Source organism: Cohnella mopanensis (assembly GCF_022352055.1).
Classification (GTDB): domain Bacteria; phylum Bacillota; class Bacilli; order Paenibacillales; family Paenibacillaceae; genus Cohnella; species Cohnella mopanensis.
Map to the genome: position 1 here is coordinate 161,378 of NZ_JAKRWM010000014.1, position 20,935 is coordinate 182,312.

Consider the following 20,935-nt stretch of genomic DNA (forward strand, 5'->3'; position numbering starts at 1 on the left):
TATTTGTCAAATAATGTCTACCGAGTTGCGCGTTATGAGGTATAATGGGGTTACTTATACATTATTAGGAGGATCTTCCTTGGATCAAAATTTTAAAGAACCCCAGTACGGATTTTCGCCTCCGCCTCCGGAGCGATTCGTGCCGCCCAAAACAAACGGAAAATCTATTGCTGCTCTGGTGCTTGGCATCTTGTCGATCGTATTACCCTACGTCGGCTTTCTTATCGGGATTGTCGCAATCATTTTTGCTTCCATTTCGTTTAAAGAAATCAAAAGAAATCAAGAGCAAGGACGAGGTATGGCGATTGCCGGGCTTGTGTGCGGAATCGTGGGGACGGCCATTTATGCGATAATTATCCTGATTGTAGTTATTGCAGCTATAACTTTATATGGTGCGGCCACGACCTACAATTATGGATAGCGCTGGAATTTCATCTTATATAGAAGGGCTGTCTCGAAGAGAGACAGCCCTTTTTAATATTCAGAGTAAACTAGCTCCCCGATTTGGACTGGCGTGCTTTCGCGACCTCGGAAGAGTAATACTCTTTCAACTCCGCCAATTTCCTCTCGTCCGTTAACGGGATTTTCGCGGATAGATAGCTTTCCACGAACGCTTCCCATTCCTGCACTTTCTTCTGTGACACCATGGAGCGAATAGCATTCTTAACCATTCTGCGTTCCTTGGAATTAGAGAACTGATCTTTATAATGCTGTTTGAGTTCGAAATCCAATTCGCCGAATACCCGTCGAAACACCTCGGATGTCATTCGCGCATCATCTAATGCCCGGTGCGCCGACCCTTCCGCCGCAATGTCGAGATCGATGAGGGCCGCTTCTACGCTCACATCGTTCGTGACCTTCTTATAACGCAGATAACCCTTCAGCAAGTCGAAGTAAGGATCGGCCATCCAACGAGCATCGTCAAGCTTATGCATCCTCGTATCGAATACGATCCGCTTTAAGTCTTCCCCGCCCCAAGTGACGAGCAGATAAGACTCGCTACGGTCAAGCCACTCCGCGAATTCGGAGATGATCTTCGGAAATCCGGGGGCGACGTCAATATCTTCTTGAGGGATTCCTGTCTTTTTCCTGATGAAGCTGTTCAGCTTCGAGTAATATACCGGCTTAATGAGCGAGGAGAACTCGTCTACTTGCCGCAATGACGAATTCAACCTCACGGCTCCGATTTCAATGACTTCCATCGGCAGATCGCTGGCAAACTTTCGGCCGTTGAATTCAATGTCCAGAATGATGTAGTCCAACTGCTTGACCTCCGCTCTATAACTCGTAAGCTCCATTCTATCAAAAATCCGGCAAATAGCGAAAGATCGTTTTGGAGGTTGTTGGAGGGAGGTTTACCCAAAAAATAAGGAAAGAATCAGAAAAAAGCCTGTCTTATAAAGAATCCCGAAAGCGCTTACGATAAATAGGAGCTTAATGGTTTCCAAATTAAAACAGGTAATGTTGTTGGCTGCGGTTATTCTTCTGCCGACCAAGAACAGTCAGGGAGGAACAAAACATGACTTTCAAAGTTACAAAAGGAACAAGGGGTAAACGCTTCATTCATCTTGCGTTAGCGGCGTGCCTTAGCATTCCCGTCGTTCCCGCAATCTCCGCCCCTGGTACGGCCTGGGCGGAGACGTCGACTTCCGTAACCCCCATAACCCCCGTATTCAGCGGAAACTCCAAAGACTTAAAGACTTTTGTGGACGATGTGCTAGACCACATGAATATCGATGATCTGGCTTATTATGCGGCGCAGAAAACGGCGACGGAGCCCCGCGTGACCTTGGACGGTACCGGCTACCGGTTGCCTGCCGGCGCTGTGGGAGGCTCGGACAACGTGCATGGCGTAGCAACGGATATGCCGGTGACGATGCATCTGGGCCAAACATGGAATCAGGACCTGATGAAGCAGGTCGGAACCGTACTCGGAAATGAAAAACGGAGCCAGGTTGGAATCGACAATGCAAATCCGCTCATGTTCTCCGCAGTGGCAGACGTTCGCATTAATCCGCTTAGCGGACGTTATGAGGAAGGGTTTGCCGAAGATCCGTTTCTCACGAGCGTCATGGCCGATAAGCTGGCGCGTGGAATCGTAGGGGATGATCCCTTTTACTTGAAGGTTCAGCTCGGAACGAAGCACTATATGACCTACAATTCGGAGTGGAACCGCAACACGGGCAACTATTATACGGGAGTGCGCGGATTGAACGAGTACCAATTGCCGGGTTTCTCCAAGGCGATTGAGAGCGGCTCGATCCAAGGGGTTATGAGCTCATACGCGACGATGAACGGCGTTCCCGGCGCCATCTCTCCCGAATTGATCAGAGCGGAGAGTAAAGCTCCATTTTCTTTGTTTAACGTATCCGACTTTAACGGCGACGGGTTGATGGTTACGCAATACGGCAACGGCTACGACAAATCCTACGTGCCCGACAACGACCATCTTGCCGGACTGATGCTGCTTGCCGGCTCGCATATGAATAACTCCAGCGCGACCGGGGCCGCGGGAAGCCCTACGGCGGACAACTACAAAAACGCGGTCAATAAGAAGCTCTATGGCGTAACGATCCAGCATCTTAAAGATTTGGTGCGCCCTCAAATAGAACTGTGGGTACGTGTCGGCTACTTCAACGCCAAGAATGATCAAGGTTTACCGGCGGGTTACCCGTACTCTGGCCTAACCCTTGATGTAAATAAAGTGGACTTCAATACGACGAGCCATCAGCAAGTTGCCCTGCAAGCCGCGCGCGAAGGACTTGTCTTGCTTAAGAACGAGGGCAGCGTACTGCCTCTAAGCCAGAACGCCAAGGTAGCGGTGATGGGGCAGTTGGCGGATGCGCGCTTGAAGGATATCTATGCATCCGAAACGCCGAAGATTGACGGCTCAGGCACGACGCCGCTTGCCGCTATCCGGAATTTAATCGGCGAGGATCAAGTGGCCTACGACGCGGGCGCTAAGAAGATCGCTTTGAAATCGGAGAAAACCGGTAAATTCGTAACGGCGGCTTCCGGCAAAGGCGAGCAGCTTACTGCAGGGGCTGATCCGGTTGCGGTGGCAGGGACGGATAAAACATACTATTCCTTAACCGGATCGCAAGGATACGTAAGCGAGAACGAGGCTTTCCAAGTGTTGGACTGGGGCAATCGCGCTTACAGCTTCAAATCGCTTGCCAATAATAGCTGGGTGACGGGGAGCGGCGATAAAGATTCGGCTAGCGACAAAGCTAAGGTTCAGAATGACGGCGAAGATATGATGTCCCAATCTTGGGGAGGCGGCTTTGCGCTGAATATGTTCTCGACCAATTTCCCGACCTACTTCAGCTATGAAACGAATGCTTCCGGCCAGAAAAATATTCGTACGGGAGCCCTGCCGGCTTGGAGTTTCTCTAGCAACGTCCCGTTCCAAAACTCCATGTTGACGGAAGGCTATTATTTTTCCGTAAACGACAGCAAGGCTATCGTTGCCGGCACGACAGTAGATCAGTTCAAAACGGCTAAGGATGCTAAGGAGTATGCGTTCTCCGAAGTTGTCCTAGAAGAACCGGGAACAAAAGCCGCGGTATTAAAGGCTTCGAACGATTACGCCATTGTCGTCGTCGGAGCTGGCCCGAAAATCGTAGCAGGAGAAGGCGTCGATCGTTCTAGCCTAGCTTTGGGTACAGATCAGGCGAAACTTGTACACAATGCTGCCGAACAGTTCCCCGGCAAGACGATCGTCGTCATCAACTCGAACTATCCGCTGGCTGTCCAGGACATTCAGGACGATAAGAATGTGGCTGCTATTCTGTATGCTTCTTACGGCGGGCAATATGATAATAAAGCTCTGGCCGAGGCGCTGTTCGGCGATTATGCGCCAGCTGGCCGTTTGACGGGCACGTGGTTGCAAGACACGAGTTCTCTTCCTAAATTGTCGGCCGAGCAGCAGAGCAAGGTTGACCCGGCATACACCGTCGACATGTCCATCTCGGATCCGATCCAAACCAAACTGACTTACCTGTATTCGGAAGAGAAGCCGACCTACGAGTTCGGTTACGGCCTCACTTACACGGACTTCAAGTACAGCAAGTTGGATGTATCTTCGACAGTTAAATCCGATAAGGCTTTTAACGTTAAGTTCACCGTAACCAACACGGGTAAGATGACGAGCGACGAAGTCGTCCAGCTATACGTGCATGCACGCAATTCCGCTTACGGTTCTTATGCTCCGATCAAACAGCTAGCCGCATTTAAAAGAATCAAGAACGTTAAGCCAGGACAATCGGTTCCGGTGACCTTGACGGTCAATCCTAAGGATTTTGCGGTCTGGGACGTCAATAAACAAGATTATACGGTTGAAGCCGGTAGCTATGACGTCATGGTAGGCCGTTCCTCTAGCGATATCCTGCTTAACAAAGCCGTAGAAGTGAAAGGCGATTCTATCGCCGAGCTGAAACGGAATCAATTATTGAACGTGTGGGAACACACCTTCGCGAGCAAGGGCGTTATCGGCTCCGAGGTTTCCAAAGCGAGAACGGCGAAATATAAAGGACAATATTATGCCGTTACTTCAACGGCGAAAGGTGATTTTGTCGGAATTCCGAAAGTGAATCTGACCGGCGCCAAATCGATTACAATGCGCGTGGCGACGACGAATCCGACCGGGACAATCGAGTTACGGGCAGGGTCCCCGTCAGGTACGTTGCTTGGGACGGCTAGCTTTGGCTCGACCTCTCCGGTATCCTATGGAATCGGAGGCGGGCAAACTGTCCAAGAGCTCGGCTTCAAGGCGGTTACCGTTCCGCTTAAATCGGCGAAGAAGGGGAACCAGAATCTGTTCTTGGTTTTCCGAGAAGGCGATGTTCGCGTAGACAGTATCCAAATCAAATAAGCAGTCGAACGAATCAAGGGATTGTTACAGTCCCTTGATTCGTTGCGTATAGGTACCCTTGATCGATCAAATCTAAAAAAATCGGACAATATCAGAAAAATGCCGCACTTATGAATGGCTGCCCATTGGTCTAAAATAGGAATTGATATCCGGATTGTCGGGTGATACGATTCCCTAATCTGCCTAACAAACGATCAGGCCGGTTAGGGAATTTTGTTTGGAAAGAAATGAATTCGAAGGGCGAATTGTCATGAACCATTGGATGCGTGATTTTGTCAATTTTATTCGTCTGCCGCGAATTCGGAGCCGATTCCTCTCGGCTATGATTCTCGTGTCGCTTCCGCCCTTATTCGTACTGGGATACTTCTCCTTTAATATCGCCAAGGATACGCTCGTACAGAATCATATCCAAACGAATCAGGGCCACTTAAAAACATCGAGCGAAATGGCGGATCTTCTGCTTCGGAATATTATTAATATGAACCGGATTATTTTGTCCAACGAACCGCTAAGGCAGGAGCTCTATCAGAGCGGAGGCGCCAACGGCGCTAGCCAAGAGGTGCTGAATGTCCGTACGGCGAACCGCCTGCAGAACATCGTCGTATCCAATCTGTTCGATACTCAGAATATAGATTCCATTTGTCTGTTCGACCGCAATTTCAAATCCGTTTGTTACGGACGATCGGAGCAGGCGGGCAAATACGGAACGGACGACACCCGTGAACAGATCGCAAGTACGGATTGGTACGCCCGGAGCTTGTCCGCCAAAGGCAAAGAGGTATTTTTCGGCTATAACGTACTGGAGGAATCGTCATCGGGCAACTCCTTCTCCAGCGTCAAATTATTAAGGGATCCGAACCACCTAAGCGGAGAGATGATCGGCCTGCTGGTCATCAATATTCGGAAGACGATCTTTCGACAGGCGGTCAACGAGAGCGATGAAAGCGGATTTCTCGTGCTGGACACGGATGGCAAAGAGCCCGTGGTCGTCTATGATCATCGTCCGGAGCTGACGAACAACGTCGGATTGGGTTCGAGCTTAGAGACCACGTTGGCCCAATTCGAGAAATCCGGCTATCTCTATAGCCAATACCGCAACGCGACGAGCGGCTGGATGTTCGTGCATTTCGTGGAGACCAAAGCGCTTCTGAAGCAATCCGATCGTATCGGTACCGTCACGATGCTCATCGCGGCACTGATCGCGGGAATTGCTTTACTGGTGTCCTACTTCGTATCGGGTACCATAACGCGCCCCTTGCTGCAGTTAAAGAAAATGATCGTAGACTGGGCTAAGGGCAATCCGACTAACGAGCCGAACGAATCCTTCACGGCGGATGAAGTCGGAGTGATCGGCCAAACCTTCCAGAAAGTGACCTTGGAGAATCAGCAGTTGAGCGAGCGGCTTCTTCATTCGCAGTTAAAGGAGCGGGAGGCGGAGCTTAGATCGCTTCAGGCCCAGATCAAACCTCATTTCCTATACAATACGCTGGATTCTATCTATTGGATGTCCTTGCTGGAGGACAAAGCGGATATTGCGCAAATGGCCCTGTCGCTTTCCGAGAGCTTCAAGCTCAGCCTGAACAAAGGAAGGGAAACGATCCCGGTGTTCAAGGAATTGAAGCATATCGAACACTATATGATTATCCAAAATTTGCGATATGACAATCGGTTTCTGTATGTCGAAGATGTAAGCGAGGACATCATGCAATTCGAGATGATGAAGCTTCTGCTGCAGCCGCTGGTTGAGAACGCCATCTACCATGGTCTCGAGCCTAAGGTGGGCCCAGGAACGATTCGGTTGACCGGCCGCAAAGACGGCGATTTCCTTGTGTTCACCGTGTTGGACGACGGGGTAGGCATGGCGGATCTGTCCCGGACGGAACAAGGCTACGGCATGCAAAACGTAAGAGAACGGTTGCGCTTGTACTATGGTCCGAATAGCTCGTTCGTGGTTGAAAGCTCTCCGGACGAGGGAACAACGATCGAACTTCGGTTTCCCTACAATGAGAGAAAGGAGGGATAAGCAATGCTCAAGGCGGTTGTGTTCGACGATGAATTCATTGTGCTCAAAGGGTTGAAGAAGCTGATAGATTGGTCGGAATACGGAGTGGAGCTAGCGGGAACGGCCTCGGACGGGCTCTCGGCGCTGGAAGTATTCCGGCAGCTTAAACCGGATATCGTCATGACGGATATTCGAATGCCGGGTATGGATGGTCTTCAACTGATCGAAATCATCCGCAGGGAAAGTCCGGATACGATGTGCATCGTGTTCAGCGGCTATAACGAATTCGAATATGTTAAACGGGCGATCAAATTGGGCGTGGTTGATTACTTAGAGAAACCGGTCACCATTACTAAAATCAGAGAAGGGATTCAAAAAGCGGTTAACAAGCTTACCGAACTTAATGAAGTGTCTTCGTTGAAGCAGAAATGGCAGCAAGGCTTACTTGAGAAGACGACCCTTGATCTGTTGCTGCAAGGCGCCGAGGCTGAAGCGGCTTGGGCGGAACAATTCGGCCCGGATGTCAGCCGATTGGCCGGACTCACCGTTCTGGCCTGTTCCGATAAAGAGTTCAATCTGGATAATGGGGCTTCTAAGCCTTATAGGACAATTTCCATACGTAACGGCTCCGAAAATCTTATCGTGGTGTTCCATTTCGATTCGTCTTCGCAAGCGTGGACGGAGGAATTGGTATGTTGGTCCGGTGCGGCTATCGGGTCCGGCAGAACATACTCGTCTTTGGCCGATGCTCCGAAGAGCTATAAGGAGGCTTCAAGAGCCCTTCGATACGGCAAGTACTTAGAGGGTAAAGGCTGGATTCGATTCGAGGATCTCGGAGATAATCACGCGGTGAACCCCAATCTCTCGGAAAGGGAAGAAGAAGTTCTGTTCGACATGAGGATTGGAGATAAGAAGGGTCTAATGAAGAAGTTGGACAACTATCTCGAGGAGTTTAGGAACGAGAGGCTGGACCCCGAGGTCGCCGAGATCGAATTGTTGAAAATGGTGCTCCACGGATGGGAAGTCGCTAAGGAGACCGGAGATAATCCGGCGCAGCTCAAGCCGGCGGGTTATCTGCCGCAGCTTGAGCTGCGTAACATGCAGACGCAAGACGAGATGGCGGCATGGCTTCGTCATGAAATGGAGACGATCATGGATTGGATTATCGGAGTGCGTCAGCGGTCCAAGCATTCGGCCGTGGAGAAGGCGATCCGGTATATTAGCCACCATTACGGGCGCGATTTGACCCAACAGGAAGTCGCGGACCATGTCGAGATGAACGCAACGTATTTCAGTCTGTTGTTCAAGGAGCAAATGGGCATATCCTACATCAAGTACTTGACCAAGGTTCGCATGGAAAAGGCCAAGGAGCTCCTGAACGAAGGGACGACTATCCATGAGATTAGCGAGAAGGTCGGCTATTACCATGCCCGCCACTTTTCGGAAGTTTTCAAGAAGCAAACCGGCATGACTCCGGGACAATATCGCTCAAGGGGAGGAGGGGCATGAACGCTAAGAAAGGGATGTTCGTTCGTAGCTGGATGCTTGCGTTCCTGATTCTCGCGATTCTCTCCTCTTGCGGCGCTCCCTCCAAGACGGAGCAGAACCGGCCCGAAGAGGAGACGACAACGATTCTTTATTTGACGTCAATCAAGGAGAATGAGGGAAGCTCCAAGATCATTGGGGAATTAGCCAAGGAATATCAAATCGAGCATCCCAATGTCCAGTTCAAGCTCGAGAACATAGCGGAGGGCGACTTAACGCAGAGAGTGCAGCTTCTTGCCGCTAGCAACGATCTGCCGCAATTGTTTAATTACCAATCGGGCAAACCCTTGCTCGATATGATCGATAGCGAAGCCACGCTTGATTTGGAGGCAACTTTTAACGACCTCGGCATGATGAGTAATCTAAACCCCGCCGCCGTTGATCTGCTGAAAGCTTATGTGGATGAATCCGGACTGTATGCGCTGCCGCTTGAAATGAACATCGAGGGCTTCTGGTACAACAAAGAAATTTTGTCCCAATTTCATTTGGAAGAGCCGAGAACGTGGAATGAGATGCTTCAAATCGCTCATACGCTTCAGCGGGAGGGAATTCAGCCTTTTTCCGTTGCAGGCAAGGAAAAATGGCCTATCACAAGGCTGATTAATGCCTACGCCATCCGCAAATACGGAACCGATGCGATGGAACGGGTCGATAAGAACGAGTTGAAATTGACCGACTCCGGTTTTCTGGAGGCGGCACAGACCGTGCAAAATATGGGCCTCAGCGGTTACTTCGGACCTTTGGTGAACACGATCGATCTAGGGACATCCGTCGATATGTTCTTGAAGGGCAAGGCAGCGATGTTATATACGGGGAGCTGGCAGCTTCGGGATTTCAATGATCCCGTTCGCAATAAAATCGGCGCGGATCAGATCGGCTTTTTCAGCATCCCCTTAGTTCAGGACGGCTTGGGGACGCTCGATGAGTATCCGGTAAATGCAGGATTGACCACTTCTTTTTCCAAATCGGCTTACAACGAAGAAGTGGGCAAATGGATGAAATTCGTCTTCGAGAGGTACGGGGATCGCGCCATGGGAGAGCTAGGCATGGTTACCGGATTTAACGTGCACAATTTGCCGGAGAATGTGTCTCCCTTGACGAAGATGGTTCAAGACAAAATCAATCACGTGAAGAAGGGCGCGCTATGGTTCGAAGCCCGGTTCAGCACGAGAGCGCAATTGCTGGCATGGGATAACGCTCAACTGCTCGTCACGAACCGTAATTATACGCCTAGCCAATATTTGCAGGAATTGCAGCAGGAAATGGATGAGGATCGGCGCTGAAGGCCGGTGATTATTGCCTCTATAAGCTCACAAGACAGAGAAAGGGCACTCCATACCTCGGAGTGCCCTTTCCCTTATGGACTTTGCGGTTTACCCGTTAAGATCCGCTCATTACAATTTGAACCTATCCACAACACTTTGCAACTTTTCCGCCATACTAGTAAGCGACTGTGCAGCTTGATTTACTTCCTCCATGGAAGCTAGCTGTTCTTCGGATGCAGCAGATACGTTCTGGGTATTGCCATTAGAGACTTTCGCCACACTTGCGATATCCTCTACGGATGCGGCAATCTGCTGCGTGCTTGCAGACATTTGCTCCGTTATTGCGGAGATTTCAATAATTTGCTCCGCAATGCTCTGCGTCGATTTCTCCATCTGCTGGAAAGCCTCTTCCGCCTCATTCACGATCTCTATACCCTGCTCGGCTTCCTGCGTTTTCTCTACCATCTGTCCCTTAGCCTTCTCCATCAACATGACCATCTCAATGATAACGTTAAGAATTTGATCAACTGTGTCCTTGGACTGATCCGCCAGCTTACGCACTTCATTCGCGACCACAGCAAAACCTCGTCCGTTCTCACCCGCACGGGCAGCTTCAATAGCCGCATTCAAGGATAATAGATTCGTCTGTGAAGACATGTCGGCAATCGCTGCATTCATGTCCTTGATCGTTGAGGACAGCTCGCTCAGTTTGCTAATCATAGCCGATGTATCGTTGACGGATTCGCGAATGGAAACCATCTGAGAAGTCACTTCCTGCATCTTTTGTCTACCTATCGATACATCTCTTCTCGTATCCGTTGAGGATTCCACGATTAGACTCGCAGATTCTGCAATTCTCTGGATACCGATCGTCATATCTTCCATGGTCGAAGCCGTTTCGTTCGCGCTTTGAGACTGGGCATCCATCCCTACTGCGACTTCCTGGATAGCGGTAGTAATATGCTCAGAGGCTTTGGCCGTCTGTTCGGCGCTTGCAATCATTTCCTCTGAGGAGGCCGCAAGCTGGCTCGAGGTTTCCACCACTTCCTGCAGTACAGAATGAAGGGATTCTGTCATTGCATTAAAGGCTACCGCAAGCTGACCCAATTCATCCTTGGAGTTTGTCTGGACTCGCTCTGTCAAATCGCCGCGGCTGATTCGTGCTGCGGCGGCCATAAGCTTTTGCAAAGGTTTCGAAATCGATTCGGTAATAAAATAAGTCAAAATAAGTCCCATAATAATAGCGATCACAATGACAATAATCGTTTTACTCTTAATTGGCGCCGTCGATTCGGTAATATCGCTATACTCCATCGTACCGACAATCTTCCAGCCTACTACCGAAGTTGTAAAGGTAGCCCGCTTATGATTCCCGTCCAATGAATAATCAATCATTCCGTGATCTTGGGTGAGCATTTTGGAATAATGTTCACCTTCGGCATCTGATCCAGCCGCATACTTCGGATGAGTAATGAACTTACTATTGCGGTCAAATATATAGATATAGCCATGTGACCCGATTGTTACATCCTTTACCTGATTCGCAAGCGCCGAGAGACTAAGATTAAACGAAATGACCCCGTTGCCATCTTTCGTTACTTTGGCAATCGATACAACCATATTATTAGTCGTTACCGAAACATAAGGATCCGATACGACAACTTTCTCTGGAGATTGTTTGGCTAGCTTATACCAATCTCTTGTACGAGGATCATAATCCTGTTTGCCGGGATCAGGGGCTTTCATCCATTCGCCCTGTTCGTTGCCCAGAACGAGCAACTCCAGCTCCGGATGCGTGTTGATGAAATCATCAAGCAGTCGGCGATTATTTGTGTTGTTCGTGGCCGTCAATTGGCTCGACAGCTGCTGGGAGAGCATGCTGACGTCTTTCATTTCCATCTCAAGATAGGTGTTAATCGTGTTGGCAATTAAATCGACATTGTTTTGGGCGCTTGAGGAGATGTTGTTAACCAATTGCGTTTTGGCGCTTTGATAAGAAAAATAGCCAATTAACGTGCCCGGAACGACTAGCGCGATGATAAAGGCTAACACCAACCTACTTCTAATGGATTTCATGTTAATCGACTTGACTTTAAAACGAAATTTTCCGTTGCTCATTTGCTTTTGTTCCTCTCGATGTAGGGTTGTTCTCGCAATCTTTCACTTGTCTTAAACTACTATGCTTGAATCCTATATATCGGTTATTTATTTCTATTTATTTATAAATCGTAGAATATCATGCGTTATTGTAGGTCCTAAAAAATGCGGAGCGGATACAAAAAATGAAGCGCTTATGGGGGTGCGGAGATCCATTTACAATTGAGATTGTAAGCGAGAAGACAAACTGCATTTCATAAATAGGGGGAATAAAAATGAAGACCTGGAAATCGAAAATCGCAGGAGTTACTTTGGCTTCACTGTTCGCGGTTGCCTTGAGTGCTTGCGGCAACTCAAATTCTAATTCCAATTCCGACGCATCGGCTAGCCCGTCCGCAGCAAGCCCAGCGGCAAGCGCGGCTAATGCTGATCCTGTAACGTTGACCATGCTCGTATCAGGCGCTAAAGCGGCTGAAGGCGCCGATTTCGAACTCGATACGCTACCGAAGCTCGTGAAAGAAAAGTTTCCTAACGTGACGTTGGAAGTGCAGAAGCTTCCTGACGAGCAATATTACACCTCGGTTAAAGCCAAGCTGGCAGCCGGCGAAGGTCCGGATATTTTCTTAGTCTTCCCGAAACTCGCCAACATGGGAGCAATCGAAGTCGCCAAAGCCGGGTACGCGGCGGATCTGTCCGGATTAAGCTTCTGGGATAAAGTCAGCAAGGCGGCGGCAAGCGATATGAGCTACGAAGGCAAGCCTTATGCCGTAGCGAAAGGCATGGACATTCTTGGAACTTACTATAACAAAGATCTGTTCGCGAAAGCGGGCGTTACGGAGCTTCCGAAAGACTGGCCGAGTTTCCTAGCGGCAGCCGACAAGCTTAAAGCGGCGGGCATTACGCCGATCGTTATGGGAGATAAAGATCCGTGGGTCGTTCAGTTCGGTATGTACCAGCTAGCGGCGAACACCGTGTATCCTACGGATCCTGAATTCGACAACAAGCTGCAAACGGGCGAAACGGCTCTGACCGACGCGAAATGGGTCGAAACGGTAAACCAGTACAAAGAATTGTATGACAAAGGTTATGTTGTTAAAGGCTCTCTGGGAATGGCTAGCGCTCAAGCCTCCCAACAATTCATCGACGGCAAAGCGGCTATGATCTTCACGGGTACTTGGGATTTGCCGGGCCTTGCGGCCAAGGGCGCGGTTGATTTCGAACGCGGATTCTTCTCCTTGCCGGGCAACAAATCCGGCGAACCGTTATATGCTTCCGCATCGACTGCGGCGGGATATGCTTTGAACGCCAATTCCAAGCATCTTGACTTGGGCAAGCAAATTTTCGAATACCTGTATGACGGTCAATCCCCATTGTTCCAAGCTTGGGTGGATTCCAACCCGTCGATCAGCGTCTACAACGGCGTTGAATTGAAAAACGAAATTTTCAAAGACGTGTTGAGCGAAATCCAAAGCACGGGCAACGCGTTCTACTTCTCTAACCAAATGTGGCCAGCGGGCGTTAGCGACGTTATGCAATCTAAATTCGCGGAAATCATCGGCGGCAAGAAGACGACTGCCGAAGACGTTACGAAAGCGATGCAAGACAAATACAAAGAGTTGAACAAAGGTTAATAGTTGTTTGTCATCAAGGGAGATGCTGTTATCTCCCTTGATGTAATTTTTTTATCAGGAAAGGAAAGAAGCATCATGAACAGTGCCGTCATGAGAAAAACGATGTATTACTTTGTACTGCCGGCTCTCCTCTTTTACTGCTTGTTCTGGATTATTCCGATCTTAAAGCTGTTTCAGTACAGCGTGACGGATTACAACGGCTATGTTCAGAAGTTTAATTATGTGGGCTTCGATAATTTCAAAAATTTGTTTCAATCCGAAATCTTGGGACTTTCCATCAAGAACACTTTGATTTACACGTTCATTACCGTAGTGCTCGGCAATATCATTGCATTGGCGCTTGCTTTCCTTCTGAATGCGAATATTCGAGCCAAAGGTTTCTATCGTTCGGCTTTCTACATCCCGACACTGTTTAGTGCGATCGTAGTAGGGTTCATCTGGAGCTACGTTTATATGCCGGACGAAGGACTGATTGCCTCTTTCTTGAATAAAATCGGGATTACAGGGTTCGACACTAACTTCTTGGGTAGCTACTCCAAAGCTCTCTATTCGATTATCGCAGTAGATATTTGGAAAAATATCGGTACGAGTACGATCATCTTCCTGGCCGGCTTGCAGACTGTCCCGCATGACTTAATTGAAGCGGGGAAAATCGACGGAGCGGGACGATGGAAACTGGTTCGGTTCATCAAGATCCCTATGCTCGCTACTTCCATCACGATTAACGTCACGCTCAGCGTCATTAACGGGCTGAAGGCGTTCGACTATCCGTTCATTATGACGAACGGCGGTCCCGGCACGTCGACGAATACGTTGATTTTCGCCATGTACAAAATGGCCTTCACGGATCAACAGTTCGGCAAGGCGTCGGCGCTCGGTATCATTTCGTTCGCGCTCATTATCGCGATTACCGCCATCTTCGTGTTCACCTTAAACAGACGGGAGGTTTCGGCATGAATCCCGGTTCGCTTATGAAGAGGTCGCTTACGCATGTCGCGATTATTGCTTTGGTGTTCGTTAACCTTGTGCCTCTCTTGATTATCCTTTCCAGTTCATTAAGATCGCCTAAGAACATGACCAATCCGTTGAACTGGTTCAACGAGTTTACGCTGGAGAGCTTCAAGTCCGCGTTTACGCGCATGCATTTCCCTACCGCGTTGTGGAATAGTGCGGTATTGACCGTCGTATCCGTCGTTTTCGTTGTCCTGTTGGCTGCAATGGCTGCGTATCCGATGGCCCGGATTAGAGGCCGCTTGAGCCGATTTCTGTATATTTTCTTCTTGTCGGGTCTCGTCGTTCCGGGGCAGATGGTGTTGATTCCGATCATTCAGATGATCAAAGGGGTCGGGATTCCGATGAATCAATATACTCCGATCTTAATGTTCATTACGTGCAGCCTTCCGTTCTCTACCTTTTTGTATACCGGATTTATCCGCAGCAGCGTTCCGGAAGAAATCGAAGAAGCCGCGCATATTGACGGAGCCGGGTTATTCCGTCGTTTCTGGCAGATCGTCTTCCCGCTCATTCTCCCGGTAACAGTATCCGTCGTCATTACCCAAGGGGTCTGGATTTGGAACGATTATTTCTTTAACATGGTATTTATCACGAAGGCGCTGGACGCTCCGCTTCCGGTAGCTATGCTCGGATTTCTGGGCGATCAACAGAATCCCGCGCAGTGGAACGTCTTGTTCGCGGCGTGTTTTCTTTGCGCGCTACCGCTGCTTCTGGCTTTCCTTGCCCTGCAGAAATATTTCGTGGGCGGTTTGACGGTGGGGTCGGTTAAAGGGTAAACATAACATCAGGAGAAGCTCGTTAAGGAAAGGAAGTAAAACAGATGAGTTTAAGTTTTGTCGAGATGGCGGAGAGCTTGAAGCCCGATTTGATCGAGAAGAAGGTGTACCCGACCCGGTTGGTCGAAGCGGAAGCCGATTCCGAAGCCTTTCAAGGGTGGGCGGTACGGGAAACCGGGTCTATCGCGACTTTGCGGGATCGGGCGTTCACCAAAGGCGATAGCATCATCCTCGATTTCGGGGACCATCATGTGGGCAGGCTGACCTTGTCGCTGGAATCGGTGGATGCGCGGGCGGATTCGCCGGTCCGGCTGAAATTCATTTTCGGAGAAATGCCATGCGAAATCGCCGAAGACTTCGACGAGTATAACGGCTGGCTTGACCGCTCTTGGCTGCAGGACGAGATCGTAAACTTCGACGTATTGCCAGGTACCTATACGTTACCGAGACGATATACGTTTCGATATTTGAAGATCGAGGTTCTCTCTCCCGCAAGAAAATTCAAAGTCGCGTTCCCGGATATTTACGTGACGACGGAGACGTCCGCGGACGTCACTCAGGTTCCCCCATTGCCGGACGATATGCCGGAAGATTTGCGGGAAATGGACCGCATCGCGGTGAAAACGTTGCAAGATTGCATGCAAACGGTATTCGAGGACGGTCCTAAGCGAGACCGGCGGTTGTGGATCGGGGATCTGCGCCTTCAAGCGCTGGCGAACTACTATACGTTCAACAATCATGATCTCGTCAAAAGGTGCTTGTATTTGTTCGCCGGGCTGCGTTTAGATGGGGGGCAAGTCGGAGCCTGCGTGTACGAGAAGCCGGAACCGGCCAGAGACGATATCTATTTGTACGACTACTCGCTATTTTTCGTATCGACGCTCTACGATTATGATCTAGCCTCCGAAGACCGGGAAACCGTGAACGAGCTTTGGCCCATTGTGATGGAACAAATCGAACTCTCTCTCTTGCGTCTCGACGAACAGGGGATCGTAAAGGATGACGCTTCCTGGTATTGTTTTACGGATTGGCACGAAAAGCTGAACAAGCAGGCTTCCGCGCAAGCGATCTTAATCTATTGCTTGAAGCGAGGGCTTGCCTTGGCGGAGAGATTGGAACTGCAAGCGGAAGCGGCTGCCATCCGCAATCACATTGAACTCGCATCCGAAGCGGCGCTGACCCATCTATGGGACGAACGGCAAGGTTTCTTCGTAAGCGGGGAGGATCGCCAGATTTCCTGGGCTTCTCAAGTGTGGATGGCGCTGGCCGAAGTGTTGGATCCGCAAGCGAACGCGGCATTGCTGGAGCGCCTCTTCGAAGTGAATCCCGATATTCGGCCGATGACGCCTTATATGTATCACCATCTCATTGAAGCGCTTATTACGGTCGGAAATAAAGACAAAGCGTTGGAACAAATGAAAGCCTATTGGGGGCAAATGGCTCGCGACGGCGCGGATACTTTCTGGGAAGTCTACAATCCCGAGGACAAGAAGAATTCGCCTTACGGCAGTAACCTGATCAACAGCTATTGCCACGCGTGGAGCTGTACGCCGACCTATTTTATAAGAAAATACTTTCTGCAGCCTTGATGCATCGGAGACTCCCTCGGGGAGTCTTCTTTGTTGATCCGGAAAGATAGGGTTATACTGAAATTCGATAAAACGAAGCAGAATACAACCAAGAAAAGGGCATGTGGTGAACGTGAGGAAACAGGGAATGAAGGTTGCGAAAATGGGGCTAGCAGCCTGTGTGCTTCTCTTCGCGTCATGTGGAAATCCCGGCGGAAATCCTAGCGGAAACCATCAACCGCAGACTGCCGCCCCAATGACCATCCTCTACCTGACGGCCAGCAACGAGGATCAGGGGAGCTCCAAAATAATTAGCGAGCTGGCGAGAGAGTACGAGCAACAACACCCTCAAGTGGATTATAAATTCGAAAGCGTGCGGGACAGCGATCTTTCCGAGAAAATTCAGTTGCTGGCAGCCAGCAACGACCTTCCGGTCATATTCGGTTACCAATCCGGCAGGCCGTTGCTCGATTTCATACATAGCGATGCAGTGCTAGACTTGGAACAGACGTTTAAGCAGTTAGGCATCTATGACAAATTGAATCCTTCGGCAGTCCAATGGCTCAAGAAATACGTGGATAACACGGGACTGTATGCCCTGCCTCTTGAAATGAATATCGAGGGTTTCTGGTACAACAAAGAAATTTTTACGCGGCTAAACCTAACGGAACCGAAGACATGGGATGAAATGATCGCTGCGGCCGAGAAGATCAAGCAAGCGGGCATTCAACCGTTCGCCGTCTCAGGGAAAGCGAAGTGGCCGATTACGCGTTTGATCAACGGCTATATCATTCGCAAGCTCGGAGCGGATGCGATGGAGCAGGTGGAGAAAGGCAAGCTTGATATTACGGATCCGGGATTCGTAGAGGCGGCGGATGCCGTTCAGAAGATGGGGCTTAGCGGTTACTTTGGGCCGAACGTCAATGCTGTGGATATCGGAGCTTCTTACGACTTATTCGTACAGGGGGAGGCGGCGATGTTTTACTCGGGAAGTTGGTCTATTCGGGACTTTAATAATCCTGCGTTGAATCCGATCGGTCCTGAGAATACCGGGTTTTTCAGCATCCCCCTCGTCGAAGGCGGCGTGGGTTCGCTCGATGACTACCCGGTAAACGCGGGATTAACGACTTCGTTCTCCCAAGAGGCTTACAACGGCGAGGTGGGCCAGTGGATGAAGTATGTATTCGAACGCTATGGAGATCGTGCAATGAGTGAACTGGGGATGATAACGGGATTTAAAGTCGAGGAAGTACCTGAAGAAGTCCCGCCGCTTACTCGCATGGTTCAAGGGAAGTTGGACGGCGTCAAGAACGGGGCCTTATGGTTCGAGGCGAGATTTAATACTCGGACACAACTATTAGCCTGGGAGAACGCCCAGTTACTTGTGACGGATCCGTCATTTACGCCAGCGGAGTATATGCAGCAGCTTAAACAGGCGATATCAGGCCAATAATTTGGTTGTAGCGTACCCGTTCATACGAAAATAGATTATAATGTATTTTAGATAAATGAAACGATGTTTCATCAGTTGAAACATCGTTCATGATCCTTTCGGCAATCGCCTAGAATCTCTGGAGTGGGAGAGTGAAGTCCAGTGAATAGCAAAGAACGGTTCTCTAGCAGAGTAGATAATTATCAGAAATATCGCCCCAGTTATCCGTCGGAAGCGGTGGATTATTTGTACGAGGTTATCGGCTTGAACGCGAATTCGGAGGTGCTGGACGTTGGAGCGGGAACGGGTATATTCTCCAGGTTGCTGCTAGAGAGGGGGACGTCCGTTACGGCGGTAGAGCCGAACGAAGCGATGCGGGAAGCGGCTGTGTCGGCTTCGAAGGGGGACCCGAATTTCCGTGCGGTACCGGGCTCCGCGGAGGAAACGGGATTGCCGGATCAATCGTACGATTATATCGTGAGCGCGCAGGCTTTCCACTGGTTCGATCAGGCGGCGGCGAAGAAGGAGTTCGGTCGGGTGCTAAGGCCCGGCGGCAAAGCGATATTGGTGTGGAATTCACGCTTGACGAGCGGCACGCCTTTTCTCGAAGAGTATGAGGAGTTATTGCATTCCCTCGGCACGGATTACGGCAAAGTAAACCATCGAAATATCTCGCGCGAGATGCTGCTCTCCTTTTTCAAGCCCGGTTCTCTGAGGGAAGCGCGTTTCTCGATCCGGCAAGTGTTTGATTTCGAAGGGTTGAGCGGGCGGTTGTTCTCTTCGTCCTACAGTCCGCAAGAGGGACACCCTAACTACGAGCTCATGGTAAAGGCGTTACGGGAGTTATTCGACCGGAATGAGCACAATGGGACGGTAAACTTCGACTATGAGACGGAAATTTACTGGGGCGAGGTATGAAGTCGACTTTATTCTACATTATTCTTGCTCCATATTCCCTTGTGAAAATGAATCGGATTAAGTTTAAGACCAATCATGTTTTTGTTGATTAGCTTGGCCGTCGTATGGATGACCTTTAATGATATTTCCTGAAATTGCGAAATATATGGAAAAGTACAGTTATTTGGCTCGGGTTCTACCTCTAGAGAATAATTAATGGATAAGTACAGTTATTATGAGCGGTTAATGCCGAAAGGAGGACCCTTCCTCCGAAATAACTGTACTTTTCCCGTTATTATTATTTTTCGCCTCTCGGAGAGGCACAATAAATGGATATATCCACTTATCGAAAAAACGTCCATCAAGCTCTAGCATCAGAAAAACCGTCAGGATACCCTGACGGTTTTCTTTGTAATGTTATGAATGCAGGAATCAAAAGATTTACGCTTGGCTAGCCGTGATAGCTTGTTCCAGATCGTATAGAATATCCTCGATCGCTTCCGTTCCGATGGAGAGACGGATCAAGCCTTCGCTAACACCGGTAGCCAGCTGTTCCTCCGGCGATAATTGCTGGTGCGTCGTGCTCGCGGGGTGGATGATCAGAGACTTGGAGTCGCCGACATTGGCGAGATGCGAGAACAATTGGACCGCTCCGATGACCTTCTTGCCTGCCTCGGCTCCGCCTTTGATGCCGAAGCTAAGAATGGCGCCTTGGCCTTTCGGCAAGTACTTCTGGACCAGCGAGTAGGAGGGATGGCTCTCCAAGCCCGGGTAGTTCACCCATTCGACGGATTGATGGCTCTCCAGGTACTTGGCCACGGCCAATGTATTCTGGCTGTGGCGTTCGATTCGCAGGTGAAGCGTCTCCAAGCCTTGCAGGAGCAAGAAGGAGTTGAACGGAGAGATCGCCGCGCCGAAATCGCGCAATAGCTGTACGCGAGCTTTAATAATGTAAGCTAGCGGCCCAACCGCTTCCGTAAATACGACGCCGTGGTAGCTAGGGTCGGGAGTCGTCAGGCCCGGGAACTTGTCGTTCGCCGCCCAATCGAATTTACCCGAATCCACGATTACGCCGCCTATTGTAGTCCCGTGTCCGCCGATGAATTTGGTTGCCGAATGAACGACGATGTCTGCTCCGAAGTCGATCGGACGCAGCAACAGCGGGCTTGGAAAGGTGTTATCGACGATAAGAGGAATTCCGTTCTCGTGAGCGATGTTGGCGACCGCCTCGATATCGAGAACGTCTCCCTTAGGGTTGCCGATCGTTTCCGCGTAGAGCGCTTTGGTCTTGCTGTTGATCGCCTTGCGGAAATTTTCCGGATCGGACGGATCGACGAACCGAACGGTAATGCCAAGCTTCGCGAAAGAGTGCTGGAATAAGTTATAAGTACCGCCATAGAGGCTTGTCGCGGATACGATTTCGTCGCCGCTTCGGGCGATGTTCAAGATGGAATAGGTGATCGCCGCTTGTCCCGATGCGGTGGCAAGCGCGCCGATTCCGCCCTCGAGAGCCGCGATCCGTTGCTCGAACACGTCCGAGGTGGGATTGGTGACGCGAGTGTAGATGTTGCCCAGTTCTTGAAGCGCAAACAAGCTGGCCGCGTGATCCGTATCGCGGAAACCGTAGGATGTCGTTTGATAGATCGGTACCGCGCGCGCGTAAGTGGTAGGATCGATTTGCTGGCCTGCGTGAATCGCCAATGTTTCCGGTTGTAGCTGTCTTTCCTCTGCCATAAGTTTCAGCCTCCTGATTTGGGGTCGACCGTCAAAAAAGGCATCTCGCTATTCGTGCGCAAGCACGATTAGGAAGATACCTTCAGCGGTCTGATGGGTAG

14 protein-coding genes are annotated in these 20,935 nt (G+C 49.9%); 11 read left to right on the top strand and 3 right to left on the bottom strand.

The window, feature by feature from the left end; all coding sequences use genetic code 11:
- Positions 1–79: 79 nt before the first annotated feature.
- Positions 80–421, top strand: coding sequence for a DUF4190 domain-containing protein (locus tag L3D05_RS20065; protein ID WP_239618107.1), 342 nt, complete (start codon positions 80–82; stop codon positions 419–421).
- A gap of 70 nt (positions 422–491) precedes the next feature.
- Here L3D05_RS20065 and L3D05_RS20070 read toward each other — a convergent pair whose 3' ends face one another.
- Positions 492–1,262, bottom strand: coding sequence for a 3'-5' exonuclease (locus L3D05_RS20070; RefSeq protein ID WP_239618108.1), 771 nt, complete (start codon positions 1,260–1,262; stop codon positions 492–494).
- Between the two features lie 257 nt (positions 1,263–1,519).
- On the opposite strand from L3D05_RS20070, the gene L3D05_RS20075 reads away from it, so the two are divergent.
- From L3D05_RS20075 to L3D05_RS20090, 4 genes are all read left to right on the top strand, one after another.
- Positions 1,520–4,873: a glycoside hydrolase family 3 protein gene (locus L3D05_RS20075; protein ID WP_239618109.1), complete on the top strand. Its 3,354-nt coding sequence runs from the start codon at positions 1,520–1,522 to the stop codon at positions 4,871–4,873.
- A gap of 250 nt (positions 4,874–5,123) precedes the next feature.
- Positions 5,124–6,896, top strand: a complete 1,773-nt coding sequence (locus L3D05_RS20080) for a cache domain-containing sensor histidine kinase (protein WP_239618110.1) — start codon at positions 5,124–5,126, stop codon at positions 6,894–6,896.
- A gap of 3 nt (positions 6,897–6,899) precedes the next feature.
- Positions 6,900–8,384: a response regulator transcription factor gene (locus tag L3D05_RS20085; RefSeq protein WP_239618111.1), complete on the top strand. Its 1,485-nt coding sequence runs from the start codon at positions 6,900–6,902 to the stop codon at positions 8,382–8,384.
- Positions 8,381–9,703, top strand: coding sequence for an ABC transporter substrate-binding protein (locus L3D05_RS20090; RefSeq protein WP_239618112.1), 1,323 nt, complete (start codon positions 8,381–8,383; stop codon positions 9,701–9,703). The genes L3D05_RS20085 and L3D05_RS20090 overlap by 4 nt, the downstream gene beginning before the upstream one ends.
- 111 nt (positions 9,704–9,814) lie before the next feature.
- Here L3D05_RS20090 and L3D05_RS20095 read toward each other — a convergent pair whose 3' ends face one another.
- The gene (locus tag L3D05_RS20095; protein ID WP_239618113.1) at positions 9,815–11,803 is read right to left on the bottom strand and encodes a methyl-accepting chemotaxis protein; all 1,989 of its coding nucleotides are present in this window, start codon (positions 11,801–11,803) and stop codon (positions 9,815–9,817) included.
- 254 nt (positions 11,804–12,057) lie between these two features.
- Here L3D05_RS20095 and L3D05_RS20100 point away from each other — a divergent pair, with 254 nt between their 5' ends.
- From L3D05_RS20100 to L3D05_RS20125, 6 genes are all read left to right on the top strand, one after another.
- A complete protein-coding gene (locus L3D05_RS20100; RefSeq protein ID WP_239618114.1) occupies positions 12,058–13,413 on the top strand; it encodes an ABC transporter substrate-binding protein in 1,356 nt (451 codons plus the stop codon).
- A gap of 75 nt (positions 13,414–13,488) precedes the next feature.
- A complete protein-coding gene (locus tag L3D05_RS20105; protein ID WP_239618115.1) occupies positions 13,489–14,370 on the top strand; it encodes a carbohydrate ABC transporter permease in 882 nt (293 codons plus the stop codon).
- A complete protein-coding gene (locus L3D05_RS20110; RefSeq protein ID WP_239618116.1) occupies positions 14,367–15,203 on the top strand; it encodes a carbohydrate ABC transporter permease in 837 nt (278 codons plus the stop codon). The genes L3D05_RS20105 and L3D05_RS20110 overlap by 4 nt, the downstream gene beginning before the upstream one ends.
- A gap of 44 nt (positions 15,204–15,247) precedes the next feature.
- A complete protein-coding gene (locus L3D05_RS20115; RefSeq protein WP_239618117.1) occupies positions 15,248–16,792 on the top strand; it encodes an alpha-L-rhamnosidase-related protein in 1,545 nt (514 codons plus the stop codon).
- A 127-nt stretch (positions 16,793–16,919) separates the two neighbouring features.
- A complete protein-coding gene (locus L3D05_RS20120; protein ID WP_239618118.1) occupies positions 16,920–18,224 on the top strand; it encodes an ABC transporter substrate-binding protein in 1,305 nt (434 codons plus the stop codon).
- A 141-nt stretch (positions 18,225–18,365) separates the two neighbouring features.
- On the top strand, positions 18,366–19,121 hold the full coding sequence (locus L3D05_RS20125; protein ID WP_239618119.1) for a class I SAM-dependent methyltransferase: 756 nt from the start codon (positions 18,366–18,368) through the stop codon (positions 19,119–19,121).
- A gap of 420 nt (positions 19,122–19,541) precedes the next feature.
- Here the strand turns inward: L3D05_RS20125 and L3D05_RS20130 are convergent, their stop codons facing one another.
- A complete protein-coding gene (locus L3D05_RS20130; RefSeq protein WP_239618120.1) occupies positions 19,542–20,834 on the bottom strand; it encodes a homocysteine synthase in 1,293 nt (430 codons plus the stop codon).
- Positions 20,835–20,935: the final 101 nt, after the last annotated feature.